This is a genomic window from Micromonospora sp. LOL_014, from assembly GCF_048060245.1.
Classification (GTDB): domain Bacteria; phylum Actinomycetota; class Actinomycetes; order Mycobacteriales; family Micromonosporaceae; genus Micromonospora_E.
Genome location: NZ_JBHMIP010000003.1, coordinates 175,520 through 191,754 on the forward strand (window position 1 = coordinate 175,520; position 16,235 = coordinate 191,754).

Here is a 16,235-nt window from a genome sequence, read left to right on the forward strand (position 1 = left end):
CTGAGCATGGACTTCAGGCTGACCGACGAGCAGCAGGCGCTGCGGGAGAGCGTCCGCGAGTTCGCCCGCGAGGTGATCGCGCCGGTGATCGGTGACTACTACCAGCGGCACGCCTTCCCGTACGACATCGTCCGTCAGATGGGCAGGATGGGGCTGTTCGGGCTGCCGTTCCCGGAGGAGTACGGCGGGATGGGCGGCGACTACTTCGCGCTCTGTCTGGTGCTGGAGGAGCTGGCCCGGATCGATTCCAGTGTGGCCATCACCCTGGAGGCGGCGGTCTCGCTCGGCGCGATGCCGATCTACCGGTTCGGCACCCCGGAGCAGCGTGAGCGGTGGCTGCCGGAGTTGGTCAGCGGGGCGGCATTGGCCGGTTTCGGGCTGACCGAGCCGGGATTCGGGTCCGACGCCGGGGGGACCGCCACCCGGGCGGTGCGCGACGGCGACCATTGGGTGATCAACGGTTCGAAGGCGTTCATCACCAACTCGGGTACCGACATCACCTCGCTGGTGACGGTCACCGCGGTGACCGGGACCGGGCCGGATGGTTCGAAGGAACTGTCCACCATCATCGTGCCGGCCGGGACGCCGGGGTTCACCGTTGCGCCCGGCTACTCGAAGGTCGGCTGGTGTGCCTCGGACACCCACGAGTTGACGTTCGACGATTGTCGGGTTCCGGCCGATAATCTACTGGGTGAGCGGGGTCGGGGGTTCGCGCAATTCCTCCGGATTCTCGACGAGGGGCGGATCGCGATCGCCGCCCTCGCGGTCGGCCTCGCGCAGGGGTGTGTCGACGAGTCCGTCCGGTACGCGGGTCAGCGCCGCGCATTCGGCCAGCTCATCGGCGGGTATCAGGCGATTCAATTCAAGATCGCCGACATGGAGGTACGTGCGCACACCGCCCGGCTGGCCTACTACGACGCGGCCGCCCGGATGCTCGCCGGTGACCAGTTCAAACGTCAGGCCGCGGTGGCGAAGTTGCACGCCAGCGAGTGCGCCGTGCAGAACGCCCGGGAGGCGACCCAGCTCCACGGTGGTTACGGCTTCATGAACGAGTTCCCGGTCGCGCGTTTCTGGCGTGACGCGAAGATTCTCGAGATCGGCGAGGGCACCTCGGAGATCCAGCGAATGATCATCGCTCGTGATCTTGGGCTGGCCGCCGCTTGATGATCTTGTAAGGGCGCTCCGGAGGGCACCGCACCTCACCGGTTGTGTCGGAAATCCGTTCCTTTCGGGTCGTCAGCCTGACGCAAAGCTGACCCGGGCACCCCGCAATGCGTACCCTCTCCTGCCATGAGTCCGGATCATGCTCCTGACCAGAGCAGGGTCGGGTTCGACGAACTACTCCGCAGCCGTCGGCTGGCCGTCGGCCTGACCCAGGCGGAGCTCGCCGCGGTGGCCGGGGTCGGCGTGCGGACCGTCCGGGACCTGGAGCGGGCCCGCACGGCCCGGCCGCAGCGGACCACGGTCGATCTGCTCGTCGCCGCGCTCGGCCTGACCGGCGAGGACCGGACGGAGTTTCACGCGGCGGCGCGGGGCCGCCCGGCCGAGCCGCGTCCGACGATCCCGCGCCAGCTGACTCCGGCACTCGCCACCGCAGCGTTTTCGGCCGGGCCGCCCAGCGAGGCTGCCGGCGACATCGAGACGTTGGTCGGGCCCGGCCGTAGCCGTGGTGTCCCACTGCCCGGCGAACTGATCGGCCGCGACTGTGACGTGGCCGACCTGGCCGGCCTGCTGACTGCGGGCCCCGGTGCCGGGGCAGGGCTGGTCAGCCTGGTCGGACTGGCCGGAGTCGGCAAGACCAGCCTGGCGCTCGCGGTCGCCGCCGAGGTGACCGACCGGTATCCGGGCGGCACCGGTGGCATCGTCGTCACCGAAGGCTCCACCGTCAGTGACGTACTGACCGCCTCCGCCACCGTCTTCGGTGTCGGGCGGGTCAACGATCTGGCGGCCCGGCTCGCCGACGGCCCGACACTGCTGCTGGTCGACGCGGTGGAACGGGCGCCGGTGGCGATAGCCGACGCGCTGCACTGGCTGACCCGTACCGCGCCGTCGCTGCAGGTGGTGGCGACCGGCCGGCACCCGGTCGGGCTCCCCGGTGAACGGGTCTGGCCGGTCACGCCGCTGGAGGTGCCGCCGGCCGACACCGAGACCGACCTGGCCACGGTCGCCGGCTACCCGGCGGCGCGGCTTTTCCTGGCCCGGCTCCGGCAGGTACGCCGGGAACCGGTGCACCCGGGCGAAGTCGGCGCGCTGGTCGGGCTCGTCCGGCGGCTAGGCGGGCTGCCACTGGCCATCGAGCTGGCCGCCGCCCGGGGGCGGGCGCTCGACCTGAACGAGATCTTCAACCGGTACGGCGACCGGCTGCTCGATCTGGCGGTGCCACCACCCAGCAGGGAAGTGGTGGCGGTGACCCTGCGCGACGCGGTCGCGGCCAGCTACGCGCTGCTTACTCCCGCCGAGCGGCGCGGCGTACGTCGGCTCTCGGCGTTCCGCAACCGGTGGTCGGTCGAGCTGGCCGAGGGGATGCTCGCCGGAAATCCGATCCAGCCGGTTGTTGGCCAACTCGACATCGGCCAACCCGACATCGGCCAGTCGGATCAGGGCGGTCGGGTCGACCCGGTGCCGTTCCTCGACCGGCTCATGTCGTTGGGGCTGCTCGGTGCCCGGGGCGCGGGTCCGTACCGGTTCCGGCTGATCGACGTGGTGCGGGATCTGGCCACCGAGCGGGCCGCCGCCCACGGCGAACTGTCGGCAATCCGGCGTCGGCACGCCGTGCTGTTCGCGCGGCTCGCCGAGCGGGCGGCGGTCGACCTGGCCGGGCCGAAGCTGGTCACCGTCGTCAGTCGGCTCGACGAGGTGGCCAGTGACCTGTGGGCCGCGCTCGCCCACTCCGCCAACGACGACCCGCACACCGCACTGCGCCTGGCCGCCGCCCTGCCCCGGTGGTGGCGGTTCCGGGGACGCGACGTGGCCGGGCGGCGCTGGCTGCGCCGGCTGCTCGACGACCCGCGGTCGGCCGACGCGGACCCGGCGATCCGGGCCTGGGCCCAGATCGGCATGGCTCAGCTCGCCCTGGAGCACGACGCCGGTCCGCAGGAACTTCCGGCGGTCCGGTCGGCGCTGGCCATGTTCATCGAGCTCGGGGAGACGTCGGGTGAGCTGGCCGCGCGTACCGTGCTCAGTTCTGCCTGTCTGGCCGCCGGTCGGTTCGACGAGGCGCGGGCGCACTCCGAGGCGGTGCTTGCCCTGGCCGGCCGGATCGGCCGGATCCGGGAGATGACGCTCGCCCAGCACGCGTTGGCCCGGCACGAGATCCGTTCGGGTGACCTGCGGGCCGCCCGGCGCCGGCTGGCGGCGGTCGACCGGCTCGCGGCCAGGTCCGGCGAGGACCGGTTGCGGCTGCTGGCCCGGGCCAACCTGGCCGAGGTGGCCAGGCTTGAGGGCCGGTACGCGCGGGCAGCCGACCTGGGACGCCGGGTGTTGGCGGCGTTGACCGCCGTCGGTGATCCGAGTCACCGGCGGCAGGTGTTGGGCATCGTCGGGCTGGCGCTGGCCCAGGACGGCCGCCTCGCGGATGCGGCCGACGCCCTTACCGAGCTCCGTGGCCAGGTGGTGCCGGTGGAGGTGGTGGACCGGCCGGGTCCCCCTGCCGACCAGGCCGGGCCGGGCGACGATCCCCGGTGCGCGTTGATCGAGGCGACCCTCGCGGCGCGGCGCGGGGAACGGGAGCTGGCGTTGGAGTGGTACGCCGTGGCTGCCCGTTCGCTGGGCAACGGCCCGGAGCCGCGGGACGCGGTGGAGGCGATGGTGGGGCTGGTGGTGCACGCCGAGACGGCGGTGTCGCGGGCCGCGGCCCGCGACCGGTTGGCGGCGGCCTGCCACAGTGCCGGGATCACGCTGCTGCCCCGGGAACGGGACGCGGTGGGTCAGGGATGAATCAGGTCAAGACGCGGACGTCCGGCGGGGCCATCACTGGCCACCCGCCGGACGTCGACACGCCCCCCGGGTTGGCGCGGAATCGCCCCCCGGCCTGGACCACTGTCCTGGCCTTCGCGCCGCACCCCCCGTTACGCTCCCGGTCGCCAGTACGCTATCCAGCCCATCCGAGCTGTTTGCGGCTTTCAGAGCATTATGTCGTTGATCGAGGGTGCTTTCTGCCGGTCCTTCTGCCGGTGCCGGCGTCGGTCAACGGACCGGCGCGTTCGCTTCGTCACTGCCGGCGGTTGCCTGCGGATGCACCGCGTCACGAAGGCGCCGGAGGGTGTCGAGTAGCGTCGTCAACTCCGCAGGCTCGAACTGACCGGTGAACCACTGCCCGATCAGCTGTAGGTGACCGGGGAGGGTGTCGTCGAGGCGTTGCTGACCGGCCCGGGTGAGCACCGCGTACGAGCTGCGCCGGTCGGACGGGCAGGCGCGCCGGCAGACCAGCCCGTCGCGCACCATCCGGTCGACCACCCGGGTCGCGCCACTGGTGGACAGCGCAGCCTGAGCGGCCAGGTCGGTCATCCGCAGTTGATGACCTGCGGAACGGCGCAGCCGCATCAGCACCTCGAACTCAACCGTCGACAGGCCGTGCTCCTCGAACTGCGCCGCGAAGCGGGCCGCGAGCCCGGTGTGGACTTCGAAGAGGAGGCCGATCGCGGTGATCCGGGGATCGTCGGCGAGGTTCTCGGTCACCAGGTCATCGTAGCAGTACTTGACATGAGGAATATTGCCTAGTCTATTGTTGCTGTCGCACATGTTTCCCCTTCAACCGGATGTCCCGCGAGAGGCAGCAGCCATGAGTACCGACCAGACCACCCGCGAGTGGAGCGGCATCACCATCCCCACCGCCGGCAGCTACGAGCTCGACCAGGCTCACCGGCGGGTCGGATTCGTCGCCCGCCACATGATGGTCAGCAAGGTCCGCGGTGAGTTCACCGACGCCACCGCCACCATCACCGTCGCCGAGGACCCGCTGCAGTCGTCGGTCACCGCGGTGCTGCAGGCGGCCAGCATCAACACCGGGCAGGCCGACCGGGACGCCCACCTGCGAGGCGGCGACTTCCTCGACGTCGAGAAGTTCACCACCATCGAGTTCCGCAGCACCGGGATCGTCTCGCACAGCGGCAACGAGTTCGTGCTCGCCGGTGACCTGACGGTCAAGGACGTGACCCGGCCGGTGGAGCTCGCCGTCGAGTTCGAGGGCGCCGGCCGCAGCCCGTTCGGCCAGGACATCTTCGGCTTCACCGCCAGCACCGAGATCGACCGTGAGGAGTTCGGCCTGACCTGGAACGTCGCCCTGGAGACCGGCGGCGTGCTGGTCGGCAAGAAGATCAAGATCGAGATCGAGGGCGAGGCCATCCGTCAGGGATGAACCCCGGCGCCCGTACCCGGCGTGACACAGCGGCACCCCCGGCCACCTCTTCGGTGACCGGGGTGCCGCTGTCTGTAGTAACCCCAGTAGAAGACGCCCGTCGGATGTGAAAAGGTGAAACCGAGCGCTTCGGTCCGCTCACTTTGGGGCGATCAACGCCTGTCCCGGCTGGGGGAGCCGACGACAGCCGCGGTCGAGCAGGGTTGCACCACCACACAGTCGGAACGGTTCTGCCACGCCGCTCGGCCAGCGAGCGTGGCGGCGGTCGTTCAGGGCGCGCCGGGGAGGGCATTATGGGCAGGGATGTCGGTTCACGCGCGTCGTTCAGTCGGGAGGATCGCGTACGTTACCGGCAAAAAGTTCGCCGCTGCCTCGACGTTTTCGCGCTGATGCTCGACGACTTCAAGTTCGACGCCGACCGGCCGACGACCGGGCTGGAGATCGAGCTGAACCTGGTGGATCCGTACGCGGAGCCAGCGATGCGCAACGCCGAGATCCTGGCCAACCTCGCGGACCCCACCTTCCAGACCGAACTGGGGCAGTTCAACCTCGAACTCAACGCGCGCCCGCGGCTGATCGAGGCCGACGGATTCGCCGACTACGAAGCCGACCTGCAGGCCAGCCTGGCCCGCGCCGGTGGCCGGGCGGCGAAGGCCGAGGCGGCCATCATCCTGATCGGCATACTGCCCACCCTCACCCCACAACACCTGGTGCTGAACAACATCTCCACCAACGGGCGTTACCGGGTGCTCAACGAGCAGATCGTCGCCGCCCGCGGGGAGGACATCCGGCTGGACATCCGGGGCGTGGAGCGGCTGCAGGCGTACACCGACTCGATCGCCCCGGAGGCCGGCTGCACCAGTGTGCAGTTTCACCTGCAGGTCTCCCCGGACAACTTCGCCAACTATTGGAACGCGTCCCAGGCCATCGCGGCGGTCCAGGTGGCGCTCGGCGCCAACGCACCGTACTTCTACAGCAAACAGCTCTGGGCGGAGACCCGCATCGTGCTGTTCGAGCAGGCCACCGACACCCGGCCGGACGAGCTGAAGGCGCAGGGCGTACGGCCTCGGGTGTGGTTCGGTGAACGGTGGATCACCTCGATCTTCGACCTTTTCGAGGAGAACGTCCGATACTTCCCGCCGTTGCTGCCGATCTGCGCCGACGAGGATCCGGTCGAGGTGCTGCAGGCCGGCGGCGTGCCCGAGCTCAGCGAGCTACGGCTGCACAACGGCACCGTCTACCGGTGGAACCGGCCGGTGTACGACATCATGCACGGTCGACCGCACCTGCGGGTGGAGAACCGGGTGCTGCCCGCCGGGCCGACCGTCGTCGACATGCTCGCCAACGCCGCCTTCTACTTCGGCCTGGCCAGGGAGCTCGCCGAGGCGGACCGCCCGGTGTGGAGCCAGCTGAGCTTCGGCGCGGCCGAGGAGAACTTCCACCAGGCGGCGCGGCGCGGGATCGCCGCACATGTGCACTGGCCGCAGCTCGGCGAGATCCCGGTCACCGATCTGGTGCTGGACGTCCTACTCCCCAAGGCGTACGCCGGGCTGGACCGGTTCGGGGTCTCGCCACAGCAGCGCGACCGGCTGCTCGGCATCATCGAACAACGCTGTCGGTTGAGGCGCAACGGCGCGGTCTGGCAGACCGAGTCGGTCTGGCGGGCCGAGCGGGAGCAGGGCCTGGCCCGACCCGACGCGCTGCACCAGATGCTGTACCGCTACGCCGAACTGCAACGCAGCAACGAACCGGTGCACACCTGGCCGGTCGACTGATTCGCGCTGTTCAGCTGCGGTCGGGGGTGGTCGGCGCCGGCCGGCCACCGCCGGTGACCGAAGCCGTGCCTCGGGTCGGCGGGCCGGCCACCTGGCCACTGGTCGGCTGCTCCGGCACCGGCGCGTCGCGGCCTTCAGCGGAGCCGGAGCCGGAGGCATCGTCCCGGCCATCGGCAGACGCGTCGGTGGCCGAAGCGCCGTCGTGGTCGCGGGCGGTGGTGGTGGCGGGCTGCCGGCGGGACATCTCCAGCCGCTGCGCGATCGCGGTGACCAGCACCGACCCGGCCAGGCCGGCGATCACCGCGTACGGAGCGAGCAGATGCGCCGAGAGCTGCTCCGCCCGTGGTCCCACCAGCCGGGGGGCGGCCAGGAAGTACGCTGCGGCGATCAGTACCGGGCCGACACCGCCGGAGATCGCGGCACCCACCCGGCGACGCGCGTCGCGGGCGGCCGGCCAGGCCGAGACCGCGCCGATGATGAACGCCGAACCCAGCGACAGCGCCGCCCCGGGCAGGTAGATGTTGCGGAACCAGTACTGTTCGCTGTCCGCGGTGATCTGCCAGACGCCGAGTTGGGCGCTGGTCAGCCCGGTGCCGGAGATCACCGAGTCGATCACGGCGACCACCGCCAGCAGCCAGAGCCAGCCGACGGTGGCGATGGCGTTCGTCGCCGCCGCCCGGGAGGCGACCGCCCAGATCGCCATCAGCAGTCCGACGACCGCGCCCACCATGGCGTACCCGGCGGCGATGGTCTGTGGGGAGAAGGTGTCGGCCCGGGTCGCGCTGCGCGCGGGTACGGCGATCAGGGCGACCGTGAGCATCCCGCCGATCGCGGCCGCTGCGGCCAGGGCGAGTCGCCACAGGCTTGCGGTCAGCAGGCTGTCCGGCGTTCGATCCGGATCGGCGCCGGCCGACAGTTCCGAGTTGGGAGGTGACGGCGCGAGCCGGTCTGCGACGACGGCACCGATCACCACCGAGGTCGCCGTGATCCACGTAGCCCAGGCGAGGCTGGCGACCCAGGAAGCCTCTCCTCCGCCGTCGACTGACGGTAACCAGGCAACTATGCCGAGGCCGTAGCCCAGACCGAGCTGCGCGGCGCCTGCGCCCGCAGCGATGCCGGTCGCCGTCGCGACCGATCTTCCCCAGCCTCGTACGGCCATGCCGGGCACTGTAGCGGTAGTGGCGAACTCCGGCGACTCGTGGGCGTGGGGCGCGCTGTCCGGTGGCCGGGTCGATATCTTGAGCTCTACCGAAAGTCACGCCCGGTGGTACGGAGAGGACGAGTCATGGCCGACAGACCGAGGGATCCTGCGGAGGACGGCTCGGCGGGGCGTGACGCCGGGGACTACACCAGCCAGCTGCCCCGGCCGGTCGACCCCTGGGGGACCAGGGCTGGTGGGCCAGCTGACCAGGCCGGCGAGTCGACCGGTGGGTCCGACCAGCCGCCCGGTTGGCCCGGCACACCGGGTGGCGACCCGGGAGCGACGGTCGCCGACCGGGGCGGGCCCCTCGGCTCGACCGCACCCGACCTTCCGGCGGGTTCCGCCGCCGGTGGCGCTCGGGAGCCGGCGTGGTCCGGCCGGGCCGGGGTGCCGGTGCGCCCGGGGGCGGGTGGCGGCGGCACCGGCGACTGGCCGGGACCGGGCGGTACGGAAGGCGGCGGCCGGCCGTGGTGGCTGCCGATCCTGATCGGTGTTCTGGTGCTGCTGCTGATCGCGTTGGTCGGCCTGGTGATCTGGTGGGTCAGCACGCTCGACGACTCCACGGATCCGGTTGAGCCGACGCGGACGGCGGCTCCGACCGCGACGGTGCCGACCGCGCAGCCGGAGACGGAGCAGCCCGAGCCGACCGAGGAGCAGCCGGAGCCGACCGAGGAGCAGACCAGCGAGGCGCCGCTGGTGGTCGTACCGACGCTGACCGGGCTGCCGTTGGCGGACGCCCGTGCCGAACTCGACGAGCGCGACCTGGTGTACCGGCTGGAACAGCGCGGCTCGGACCAGCCGGCCGGCACGGTGCTCGAGACCGACCCGCCGGCCGGGACGGAGGTGCCGCCCGGCACCGAGATCCTGTTGGTGATCGCCGCGACCAACACCGAGCCGACGGGTCCGGCCGAACCGACGGGGGTGGCCGAGCCGACCGGGGAGCCGGGCGACGGAGACGAGGACTGAGCGGGGTCAGCTGGCCCGCGCCGACATCACCGTCGAAGCCGGCCGCCGGGCAGCTGCCCGACCCGGCCGGTCGGCCACCACCCGGAGCTGGCGTAGGCCGTCGATCTGGACGAAGATGGAGCGCCGGTCGACGGCTTCGCCGCTGGCGTTGAGTTCGTAGCCGTCCAGCCAGACCCAACCATGGTAGGTCGGCCAGTCGTGCACCCGGATCACCCGGAAGAGGAGCGGCTCGAGGAACTGCACGCTTGCCGCACGGGTCACGTGGAGGACGTCTCCTGAGCGGGGTAGTAGCACCGCTACTCCTGTTCCGAGCTGCCGTTGTCCGATTGCTGCCGGGCATGCGGATCCGCACCGGGCACGGTCGGATGTTCCACCGGGTTGCCGGTGGTCAGACGGGCACGGCGTTGCTGGTGTCCGGACAGCAGGCACCGTCGCGGTACGGCGCAACCGCGGCGGATACGATCTTGGTTGAACGCTGAGTGACCTGTGGCCTACGCAAAGAGTGCACCACCGTCGCCCTCGATGCAAGTTGCAAAGTGGTTTTGGCGTAATGCGAAAATCACTCGATTGATTGCTGCTTGAAGTCCTACATGTACGGGCGGCAGACTGAACAAGCTTTCTTTCCGCGTCGGCCTTCCTCCCCGTCCACGCACGACCGCTCGCGACGTAACCCCGTCGCCCCTCAACCGCGTGCGCGGAGGCGGCCGACTGCCCCTACCCCTAACCGGAGGTGACCGGTGACCGAGCGTCGAAGCCCAACCGTCCGTCGCCGCCGTCTCGGCGCCGAACTGCGCCGGCGGCGGGAAGGCGCGAAAGTCACGATCGATGCGGTGGCCGAACAGCTGGAGTGCTCCGCCTCCAAGGTCTCCCGGATCGAGACGGGACACACCGCCGCGACTCCGCGGGACGTTCGCGACATGCTGGAAATCTACGGCGTGACCGGTGTCGAGGCCGAGGAGCTGGTGCAGATTGCCCGGGAGGCTCGGCAGAAGGGCTGGTGGCATCCGTACTCCACGGTGCTCACCGGCGCGTACGTCGGCTTCGAGGCAGCGGCTCGGTCGGTCCGGGCGTACGAGCAGCAGGTGGTTCCCGGTCTGCTGCAGACCGCCGACTACGCCCAGGCGATGATCCGCTCGGCTCGGCCCGACATCACCGACGAAGAAGTTGCCCACCGCGTCCATATCCGACTGAAGCGTCAGTCGTTACTGACTCAGGAAGATCAGATCGATGTATGGGCGGTGCTCGATGAGGCGGTGTTGAGTCGGCCGGTCGGCGGCGACGCGGTGATGCGCGCCCAACTACACCGCCTCGTCGAGACGGCGGATCTGCCGAACGTGACCCTGCAGGTCCTTCCGTTCGAGGTGGGGGCACACGCCGGGATGGACGGGACGTTCACCATCCTCGACTTTCCGGAGCCCAGCGACGCGGACGTCGTCTACGCGGAGAATGCCACCGGTGGGCTCTTCCTGGAGAAGACCGATGAACTACGCAAGTACCTATTTATCTTCGATCACATACGCGCGGCGGCGCTCACTCCCGAGGAGTCCGTCGCGATGATCGCTGAACGCGCGAAGGAGCCATTGTGGACATCGAGGTCAAGGGGCTTCGGGTAGACCTGACCCGTGCGGCCTGGCGAAAAAGCTCGCGCAGCGGGCCGAACTGCGACAACTGCGTGGAGATCGCGTTCGTTGACCAGGCCATCGCGGTTCGCGACTCGAAGAACCCGACCGGGCCGGTCCTGATCTTCACCTCCGACGAGTGGGACGCCTTCCTCGGCGGTGCCCGAGACGGCGAATTCGACCTGGACTGACCCATGGTTGAGCCCCGGGTGCGTCCCGGGGCTCAACCGTGCCCAGCATGCTCAGCCAGCGCGCTGTGCCGCAGCGCATGCCGCACCCCGATGGCGACCAGCAGGATCACCGCCACGGTCAGCATCAGTCCGTCGGCCACCACCCCTACTCCCGGCACGCCACCGAAGTACCGCGCCGCCACCGGCACCAGCGCCAGCGCCGTCACCTGCACCGGCAACGCCACCAACGGGTGCGCCGCGCGGGCCAGCAGCCCTGGCGGACTCGGCGCGGCGGGCGCGGTGACGAACGCCGCCGATCCGCCATACAGCCGCCGCAGGCGCGGCAGGGTGACCACCGCGACCGCCACCGCCGGCACGGCGAGCAACAGCACCTGCGCGCTGGCCGCCCCGCTACCGATCAACCCGGCGATCCCGCCCAGGCCGGCCAGTACGAACGCGGTGAGCCAGCCGACCCGGCGCCGCAGCGCGGCCGGGCTGCCCGCTGACGGCAGCGATTCGGCGATCACGGCGGCGGCGAGCCAGCCACCGGTCAACGCCAACCAGCCGACCAGAGCGATGTCCATGCTCAGAATCCTGCCGGCCGGTCGATGTCGGCACCTCCGGGCGCAGCCCTGGTCAACCACCCATCGGCCGCCCGTAGGGGTTCCGGCGGGCTGAAGCGTCCGCTGGCTACAGCGTCCGTACGTGGAAGCCACCGTCGACGTCGATCACCTGGCCGGTGCTGAACGGCAGCAGGTCGGTGGCGACCGCCACCACCGCCCGCCCGACGTCGTCCGGCTGGCCCCAGCGGCGGATAGGCGTCAGACCCTGGTTGAGAATCAGATCGTCGTACTTCGCCTGGACCGGACCGGTCATGTCGGTGGCGATGATGCCGGGCCGGATCTCGTAGACGTTGATGCCGTGCTCAGCGAGGCGGGCGGCGTACAACTGGGTGGTCATCGCCAGGCCGGCCTTGGCCACGCAGTAGTCGCCCCGGTTGACGCTCGCCGTGTAGGCGCTGATCGACGAGACGATGACGATCTTCGGCGCGGTGACGGTGCCGGCCGCCACCATGTCGATCATGGCTCGGCTGACCTGCTGGGTCAGAAAAAAGGGACCCTTCAAATTGATGTCGATCAGCCGATCGAAGGACTCCTCCGTCGCGTCGAGCAGGTCTGCCCGTACGTCTGGGGCCACACCGGCGTTGTTGACCAGCAGGTCGATCCGGCCGAAGGTCGCGACGGTCTGATCGACCAGCCGTTGCCGGTCTGCGGCGATCGACACATCCGCGCCGACCAGCAGCGCCCGGCGGCCCACCGCCTCGACCTGTTCGCCGACCTGGCGGGCTGCGTCGGCGTTGCGGGCGTAGTTGACCACGACGTCGTAGCCGGCGGCGGCGAGCGACAGCACGATCCCGCGCCCGATCCCCCGGGAACCGCCGGTGACGATGGCGACCCGCGCGGAGGCGGTCACCGTCCGCCCCCGACGGTGCCCGCGCTGTCGGCGCTGCCCGTGCCGTCGGTGGCGTCGGCGTCGGCCGGGCCGAAGAACGTGTAGTACGGCTCATCACGGGCCACCCGCTGCAGGTAGAGCGCCAGTTCGCGAGCGTGGTAGTCGCCCCACATGCTCGACTCGCCGTGCGGCACCCGGCTGCCGGCCGGCACATGGTCCCAGCCGTTCGGCCGGTGGTAGATCGAGTGCAGGATCAGTCCCTGGTGGCGGGTGTCGGTGCTCAGGTACGGCTCGTCGAGCAGGGTGCCGGCCACGGTCAGCCCGGCCTGCCAGTAGCGGCGACCGGCGTCGGGCTGCCCGGCGTCGGTCAGGTAGCGGCCGAGTCGCAGCAGACCCTGTGCACCGATGCAGGCGGCCGACGAATCGACCGGCTCATGATCGTTGTACGGGTCCGCCGGCCGGTCCAGGTAGTCGCCGAGGGAGGCCAGGCCGGGTGCGCCGGTGTCCCAGTACGGGATGCCGTCGGTCGGGGTGTGTTCGAGGTAGAAGTCGCAGGTGGCGGTTGCGGCCTTCAGCATCATCGCGGTCACCTCGGCCCGCCCGCCGTACGGTTCGAGGTCGCTGTCCGGCAGCACGGCCAGGTATTCGAGCTGCTCCGGGAAGCCGAGCATCGCCCAGGCCAGGCCGCGCGTCCAGGTGGTGAACGGGGAGTAGCCCTGCTGGGTGCTCGGGCAGCGGAACTGGCCGTCGTTGACGTTGAAGATCGACTCGTGGGCGGTGCGGCCGCGCAGGTCGTAGCTGTCCCGGCCTTCGCCGTAGAAGACGTTGTACCGGGCGGTGTTGGTGGCATGCTCGATCAGCCGGCCGAGCAGCGAGATCCGCTCGTCCTGCTCGCCCATGAGCATGTGGCCGAGCAGGTGGGACACGGCCAGCGCCCGGCAGGAGCGGATGGTGTCGACGAACAGCGACTGCGGCCCGTTGAACGAGTAGATGTAGCCGGTGCCGTCGGCGGTGTCCCGCCAGCGGGCCGCCTGCACCGCCCCGGTCAGCTTCAACGCCAGCTCGTAGAAGTCGCGCTCGGCCCGGTCGTGCGGGAGCCGGCCCTCGGCCATCAGCCGCCACAGGTTGCCGTACGTGCTGACGTTGTTGAAGCCGTGGTCGTGCACGCCGATGTGGCTGACGTGGCTGGCCATCACGGCGACGGTCAACTCGCGGGCGGAGTCCAGGAACCGCTGTTCGCCGGTGGCGTCGAACTGCAGCAGGGCGGAGCCGTACTGGAAGCCCTGGGTCCATTCGGTCCAGCCACGCGCGGCGTACCGGCCGTCGACGGTGAAGACCGGCGACGCCGACCCTGGTGGGCAGGTCTTCTCGATCGAGTCGATCTTGTGGGCGGAGGCTTCCCAGAGGCGGTCGATCCCGGGTTGCAGGCTGGCCGGGGTCAGCGCGTCGTCGATCCGAATCATCGGATCAGCATAGGAAAGCGCTTGCCTAGGCGGAAGACCCGATGCGGATGGTGGCGGGCTGGCCGGGGTGGGTGGCGGCTTGCTGGCGTACCTCGGTGATGAAGCTGGTGGTGTCGGGTGCTGGACCGGCCGTCGCAGGCTGTTGTGGGACGGGCATCGGCTGTTCGGGGTCGGTGGGGATGGTCGCGCGCAGCGCGCCGTAGAGGTAGCGGTGGCAGAGGGCGACGGCTTCGGGCAGGGCGGCGCTGGTGGGGACCGGGTCGACGGTCGGCGGGGTGGCCGGGTCGGCGACCTGGACCGACCAGGTGTGGCCCTGCATCAGCTCCGGCCGGCCGATGCTGTCGCGGTGGTCGACGGCGGTGATGTCGAGGGCGAGGCCGAGACCGGTGACGAGTCGGGCCAACTGGTCGAGGGTGGGGCCGGGCCAGTCGGTGGCGCGGGCGATGATGCGGGCGCCGTCGTGGGCGGCGGCGGCTTCGGCAAGGTACGCGGCGACCGGGTCCCCGCCGGTGTGGGGGATCTGGCTGATGCCGTTGCGCAGGTGCTGGTCGATGACGTGTTCGCCGTCGATGTCGGTCAGGTCGGTCGGCTGTACGCCGAACTCGGCGGCGAGTGGGCCGATCCGGTAGTGCTCGGGGAGCTGCCACACGCTGGTGCCGGACGCCTGGTCGGTGTGGGCGAGGGCGGGTGGGGTGCCGTCGTCGGGTCGCCAGTTGCGGTGCACGGTCCGGCCGCGCAGGTCGGTGACGGTGACGACGGCGCCGTGGCGGACCCGGCGGGTGCCGTAGCAGTCGGTGCAGTACGGCGGATCTGCCGCGTTGGTGCATCGTCGGCAGGGGTGGGTAGGGATCGGCTCGCCCCAGTATCTCGGAGCCGGCGGCTCCCAGCCGCGTACGAATCTGCCGCCGACCCCGCCCGGCTCGGTGTCGTCGGGTCGCAGGCTGGTGTGCCACCAGTGCCGGTTCCGCCAGATCCCCTGCGCGCCGCCGTGCTGCTCGGCGTCGGCGATCATGCGTCGTTCGAGTTGGTCGAGGTCGTGGCCGCCGGGGTGTCCGTCGAGCCCGACCGGCACCGGGTGCGGCGTGAGGGCGGACTCGGTGAGGTAGTGGGCGGGGAGGTTCCAGTCGGCCACGGCCAGCCCGGACGCGGCCCGTTCCGGGCTGATCGAGGTGACCGCCGCCGGCAGGTCGGCTACCCAGCGGTGCGCGTAGTCGGGCACTTTCCCGCCGGCGAGTTCGTACCGGATGTCCCAGCTCAGCCCGCTCGGGGTCGACGCTGGTCGGGCTTCGAGGACCAGGTCGACGTGGAGTTGGTTGGCGAGCGCGCACAGCCGGCCGAGCAGCCGGGCCGGGTCGCCCGGTGGCGGCGGTTCGCTGCTGCGGCCGACCAGGACCAGCCACGGCGCGGTGATCCGGTTGGCGAGCGCCGCCGCTTCCCACTTGTGGCGGTCCCGCTGCGGGATGCCGGGCTGCCACTGGACCGGCAGGGTCAGCCCGGAGGACGGGAGCCGGCCGGGTTCGTCGGGGAAGTCCGGGTCGCGCAGCGTCGCGGCGGCCACGCCCGCGCGGGCGGCGAGGTCGGTGACGATCGGGGCATACGGCAGCCACCAGGTGCCGTTTGGTGTCGGTAGCGGCGTGAACGAACCCGGCACGAGGCTGGTCGAGGCGACCGCCCCGGTGTCGAGGTTGGCGACGGTGACCACGAGTTGCGCCCGCCGCCGCTCGGACCCGAACCCGACGACGCGGACCTGGCCGGCCGGCACCCCGTTGACCCCGGTCACCCCGTCACCCCCGTCCCTGCCTGGAACTGCTGGAACTGCTGTGACTGCCAGTCCCGCAACGCCTGCTTGATCCGCACGTTCTCGTCGCGGGTGGCGGCCAGTTCGGCGCGCAGGGCGGTCAGCTCGTCGGCGACCAGGTGCAGGAACGTGCGTACCTCGGTGGGGTCGCAGCCGCGCCGGGTTCGGTCGCCGAACCGGCGGTCGCGGACCAGACCGGGATTGATCGACGGCCGCACCGGCCTGCCGTACAGGTGGCCGACGGTGTTCGGGGCTCGCCGCACCGGCCGGCGCTGGCCGGCGGCAGAGTCGGTCGGCCGCTGGTTGTGACGGGCGATTTCGGCGAGCAACCGCCGGTTGCGACGGCTCCGCACCGGCGGTCGACGGAACAGGTCAAAGAACCTACGCACAGGAGGAACCACCTTCCAAGAGTCGGGAACCTTCAGGGGTACGGGT

At 70.9% G+C, this 16,235-nt stretch carries 15 protein-coding genes; 7 read left to right on the forward strand and 8 right to left on the reverse strand.

Annotated elements, in window-relative coordinates; translation table 11 throughout:
- Positions 1–6: 6 nt before the first annotated feature.
- Both ACFHW1_RS04190 and ACFHW1_RS04195 read left to right on the forward strand, forming a co-directional pair.
- Complete coding sequence (locus ACFHW1_RS04190; protein ID WP_416569139.1) at positions 7–1,164, forward strand: acyl-CoA dehydrogenase family protein; 1,158 nt, start codon at positions 7–9, stop codon at positions 1,162–1,164.
- Between the two features lie 126 nt (positions 1,165–1,290).
- Positions 1,291–3,936 (forward strand): ATP-binding protein, encoded by a 2,646-nt coding sequence (locus ACFHW1_RS04195; RefSeq protein ID WP_416614845.1) that lies wholly within the window; start codon positions 1,291–1,293, stop codon positions 3,934–3,936.
- Between the two features lie 249 nt (positions 3,937–4,185).
- On the opposite strand, the gene ACFHW1_RS04200 is transcribed toward ACFHW1_RS04195, so the two are convergent.
- Positions 4,186–4,677, reverse strand: coding sequence for a MarR family winged helix-turn-helix transcriptional regulator (locus ACFHW1_RS04200; RefSeq protein ID WP_416550951.1), 492 nt, complete (start codon positions 4,675–4,677; stop codon positions 4,186–4,188).
- Between the two features lie 103 nt (positions 4,678–4,780).
- Here ACFHW1_RS04200 and ACFHW1_RS04205 point away from each other — a divergent pair, with 103 nt between their 5' ends.
- Both ACFHW1_RS04205 and ACFHW1_RS04210 read left to right on the forward strand, forming a co-directional pair.
- Positions 4,781–5,356, forward strand: a complete 576-nt coding sequence (locus tag ACFHW1_RS04205; RefSeq protein WP_416569136.1) for a YceI family protein — start codon at positions 4,781–4,783, stop codon at positions 5,354–5,356.
- A 293-nt stretch (positions 5,357–5,649) separates the two neighbouring features.
- The gene (locus ACFHW1_RS04210; protein ID WP_416550953.1) at positions 5,650–7,131 is read left to right on the forward strand and encodes a glutamate--cysteine ligase; all 1,482 of its coding nucleotides are present in this window, start codon (positions 5,650–5,652) and stop codon (positions 7,129–7,131) included.
- A gap of 10 nt (positions 7,132–7,141) precedes the next feature.
- Here the strand turns inward: ACFHW1_RS04210 and ACFHW1_RS04215 are convergent, their stop codons facing one another.
- Complete coding sequence (locus ACFHW1_RS04215; RefSeq protein WP_416550954.1) at positions 7,142–8,290, reverse strand: hypothetical protein; 1,149 nt, start codon at positions 8,288–8,290, stop codon at positions 7,142–7,144.
- Positions 8,291–8,416: 126 nt separating this feature from the next.
- On the opposite strand from ACFHW1_RS04215, the gene ACFHW1_RS04220 reads away from it, so the two are divergent.
- Positions 8,417–9,298, forward strand: a complete 882-nt coding sequence (locus ACFHW1_RS04220; protein ID WP_416550955.1) for a PASTA domain-containing protein — start codon at positions 8,417–8,419, stop codon at positions 9,296–9,298.
- A 6-nt stretch (positions 9,299–9,304) separates the two neighbouring features.
- Here the strand turns inward: ACFHW1_RS04220 and ACFHW1_RS04225 are convergent, their stop codons facing one another.
- On the reverse strand, positions 9,305–9,592 hold the full coding sequence (locus ACFHW1_RS04225; RefSeq protein ID WP_416550956.1) for a hypothetical protein: 288 nt from the start codon (positions 9,590–9,592) through the stop codon (positions 9,305–9,307).
- A 443-nt stretch (positions 9,593–10,035) separates the two neighbouring features.
- Between ACFHW1_RS04225 and ACFHW1_RS04230 the strand changes: the two genes are divergently transcribed.
- Both ACFHW1_RS04230 and ACFHW1_RS04235 read left to right on the forward strand, forming a co-directional pair.
- Entirely contained in the window at positions 10,036–10,911 is an 876-nt protein-coding gene (locus ACFHW1_RS04230; protein WP_416569134.1) for a helix-turn-helix domain-containing protein, read from the forward strand.
- Positions 10,887–11,108 carry a DUF397 domain-containing protein gene (locus tag ACFHW1_RS04235; RefSeq protein WP_370461626.1) on the forward strand — a complete coding sequence of 74 codons (222 nt, stop codon included), beginning with the start codon at positions 10,887–10,889 and terminating at the stop codon, positions 11,106–11,108. Before ACFHW1_RS04230 ends, ACFHW1_RS04235 begins: the two co-directional genes overlap by 25 nt.
- Positions 11,109–11,140: 32 nt before the next feature.
- On the opposite strand, the gene ACFHW1_RS04240 is transcribed toward ACFHW1_RS04235, so the two are convergent.
- From ACFHW1_RS04240 to ACFHW1_RS04260, 5 genes are all read right to left on the reverse strand, one after another.
- Positions 11,141–11,671: a hypothetical protein gene (locus ACFHW1_RS04240; protein WP_416550958.1), complete on the reverse strand. Its 531-nt coding sequence runs from the start codon at positions 11,669–11,671 to the stop codon at positions 11,141–11,143.
- 106 nt (positions 11,672–11,777) lie between these two features.
- Entirely contained in the window at positions 11,778–12,560 is a 783-nt protein-coding gene (locus tag ACFHW1_RS04245) for a 3-ketoacyl-ACP reductase (protein ID WP_416550959.1), read from the reverse strand.
- Complete coding sequence (locus tag ACFHW1_RS04250; RefSeq protein ID WP_416614846.1) at positions 12,557–14,002, reverse strand: hypothetical protein; 1,446 nt, start codon at positions 14,000–14,002, stop codon at positions 12,557–12,559. The genes ACFHW1_RS04245 and ACFHW1_RS04250 overlap by 4 nt, the downstream gene beginning before the upstream one ends.
- Positions 14,003–14,027: 25 nt before the next feature.
- Positions 14,028–15,782: a hypothetical protein gene (locus tag ACFHW1_RS04255; RefSeq protein ID WP_416614848.1), complete on the reverse strand. Its 1,755-nt coding sequence runs from the start codon at positions 15,780–15,782 to the stop codon at positions 14,028–14,030.
- Positions 15,779–16,189, reverse strand: a complete 411-nt coding sequence (locus ACFHW1_RS04260) for a DivIVA domain-containing protein (RefSeq protein ID WP_416614849.1) — start codon at positions 16,187–16,189, stop codon at positions 15,779–15,781. Before ACFHW1_RS04260 ends, ACFHW1_RS04255 begins: the two co-directional genes overlap by 4 nt.
- Positions 16,190–16,235 lie beyond the last annotated feature (46 nt).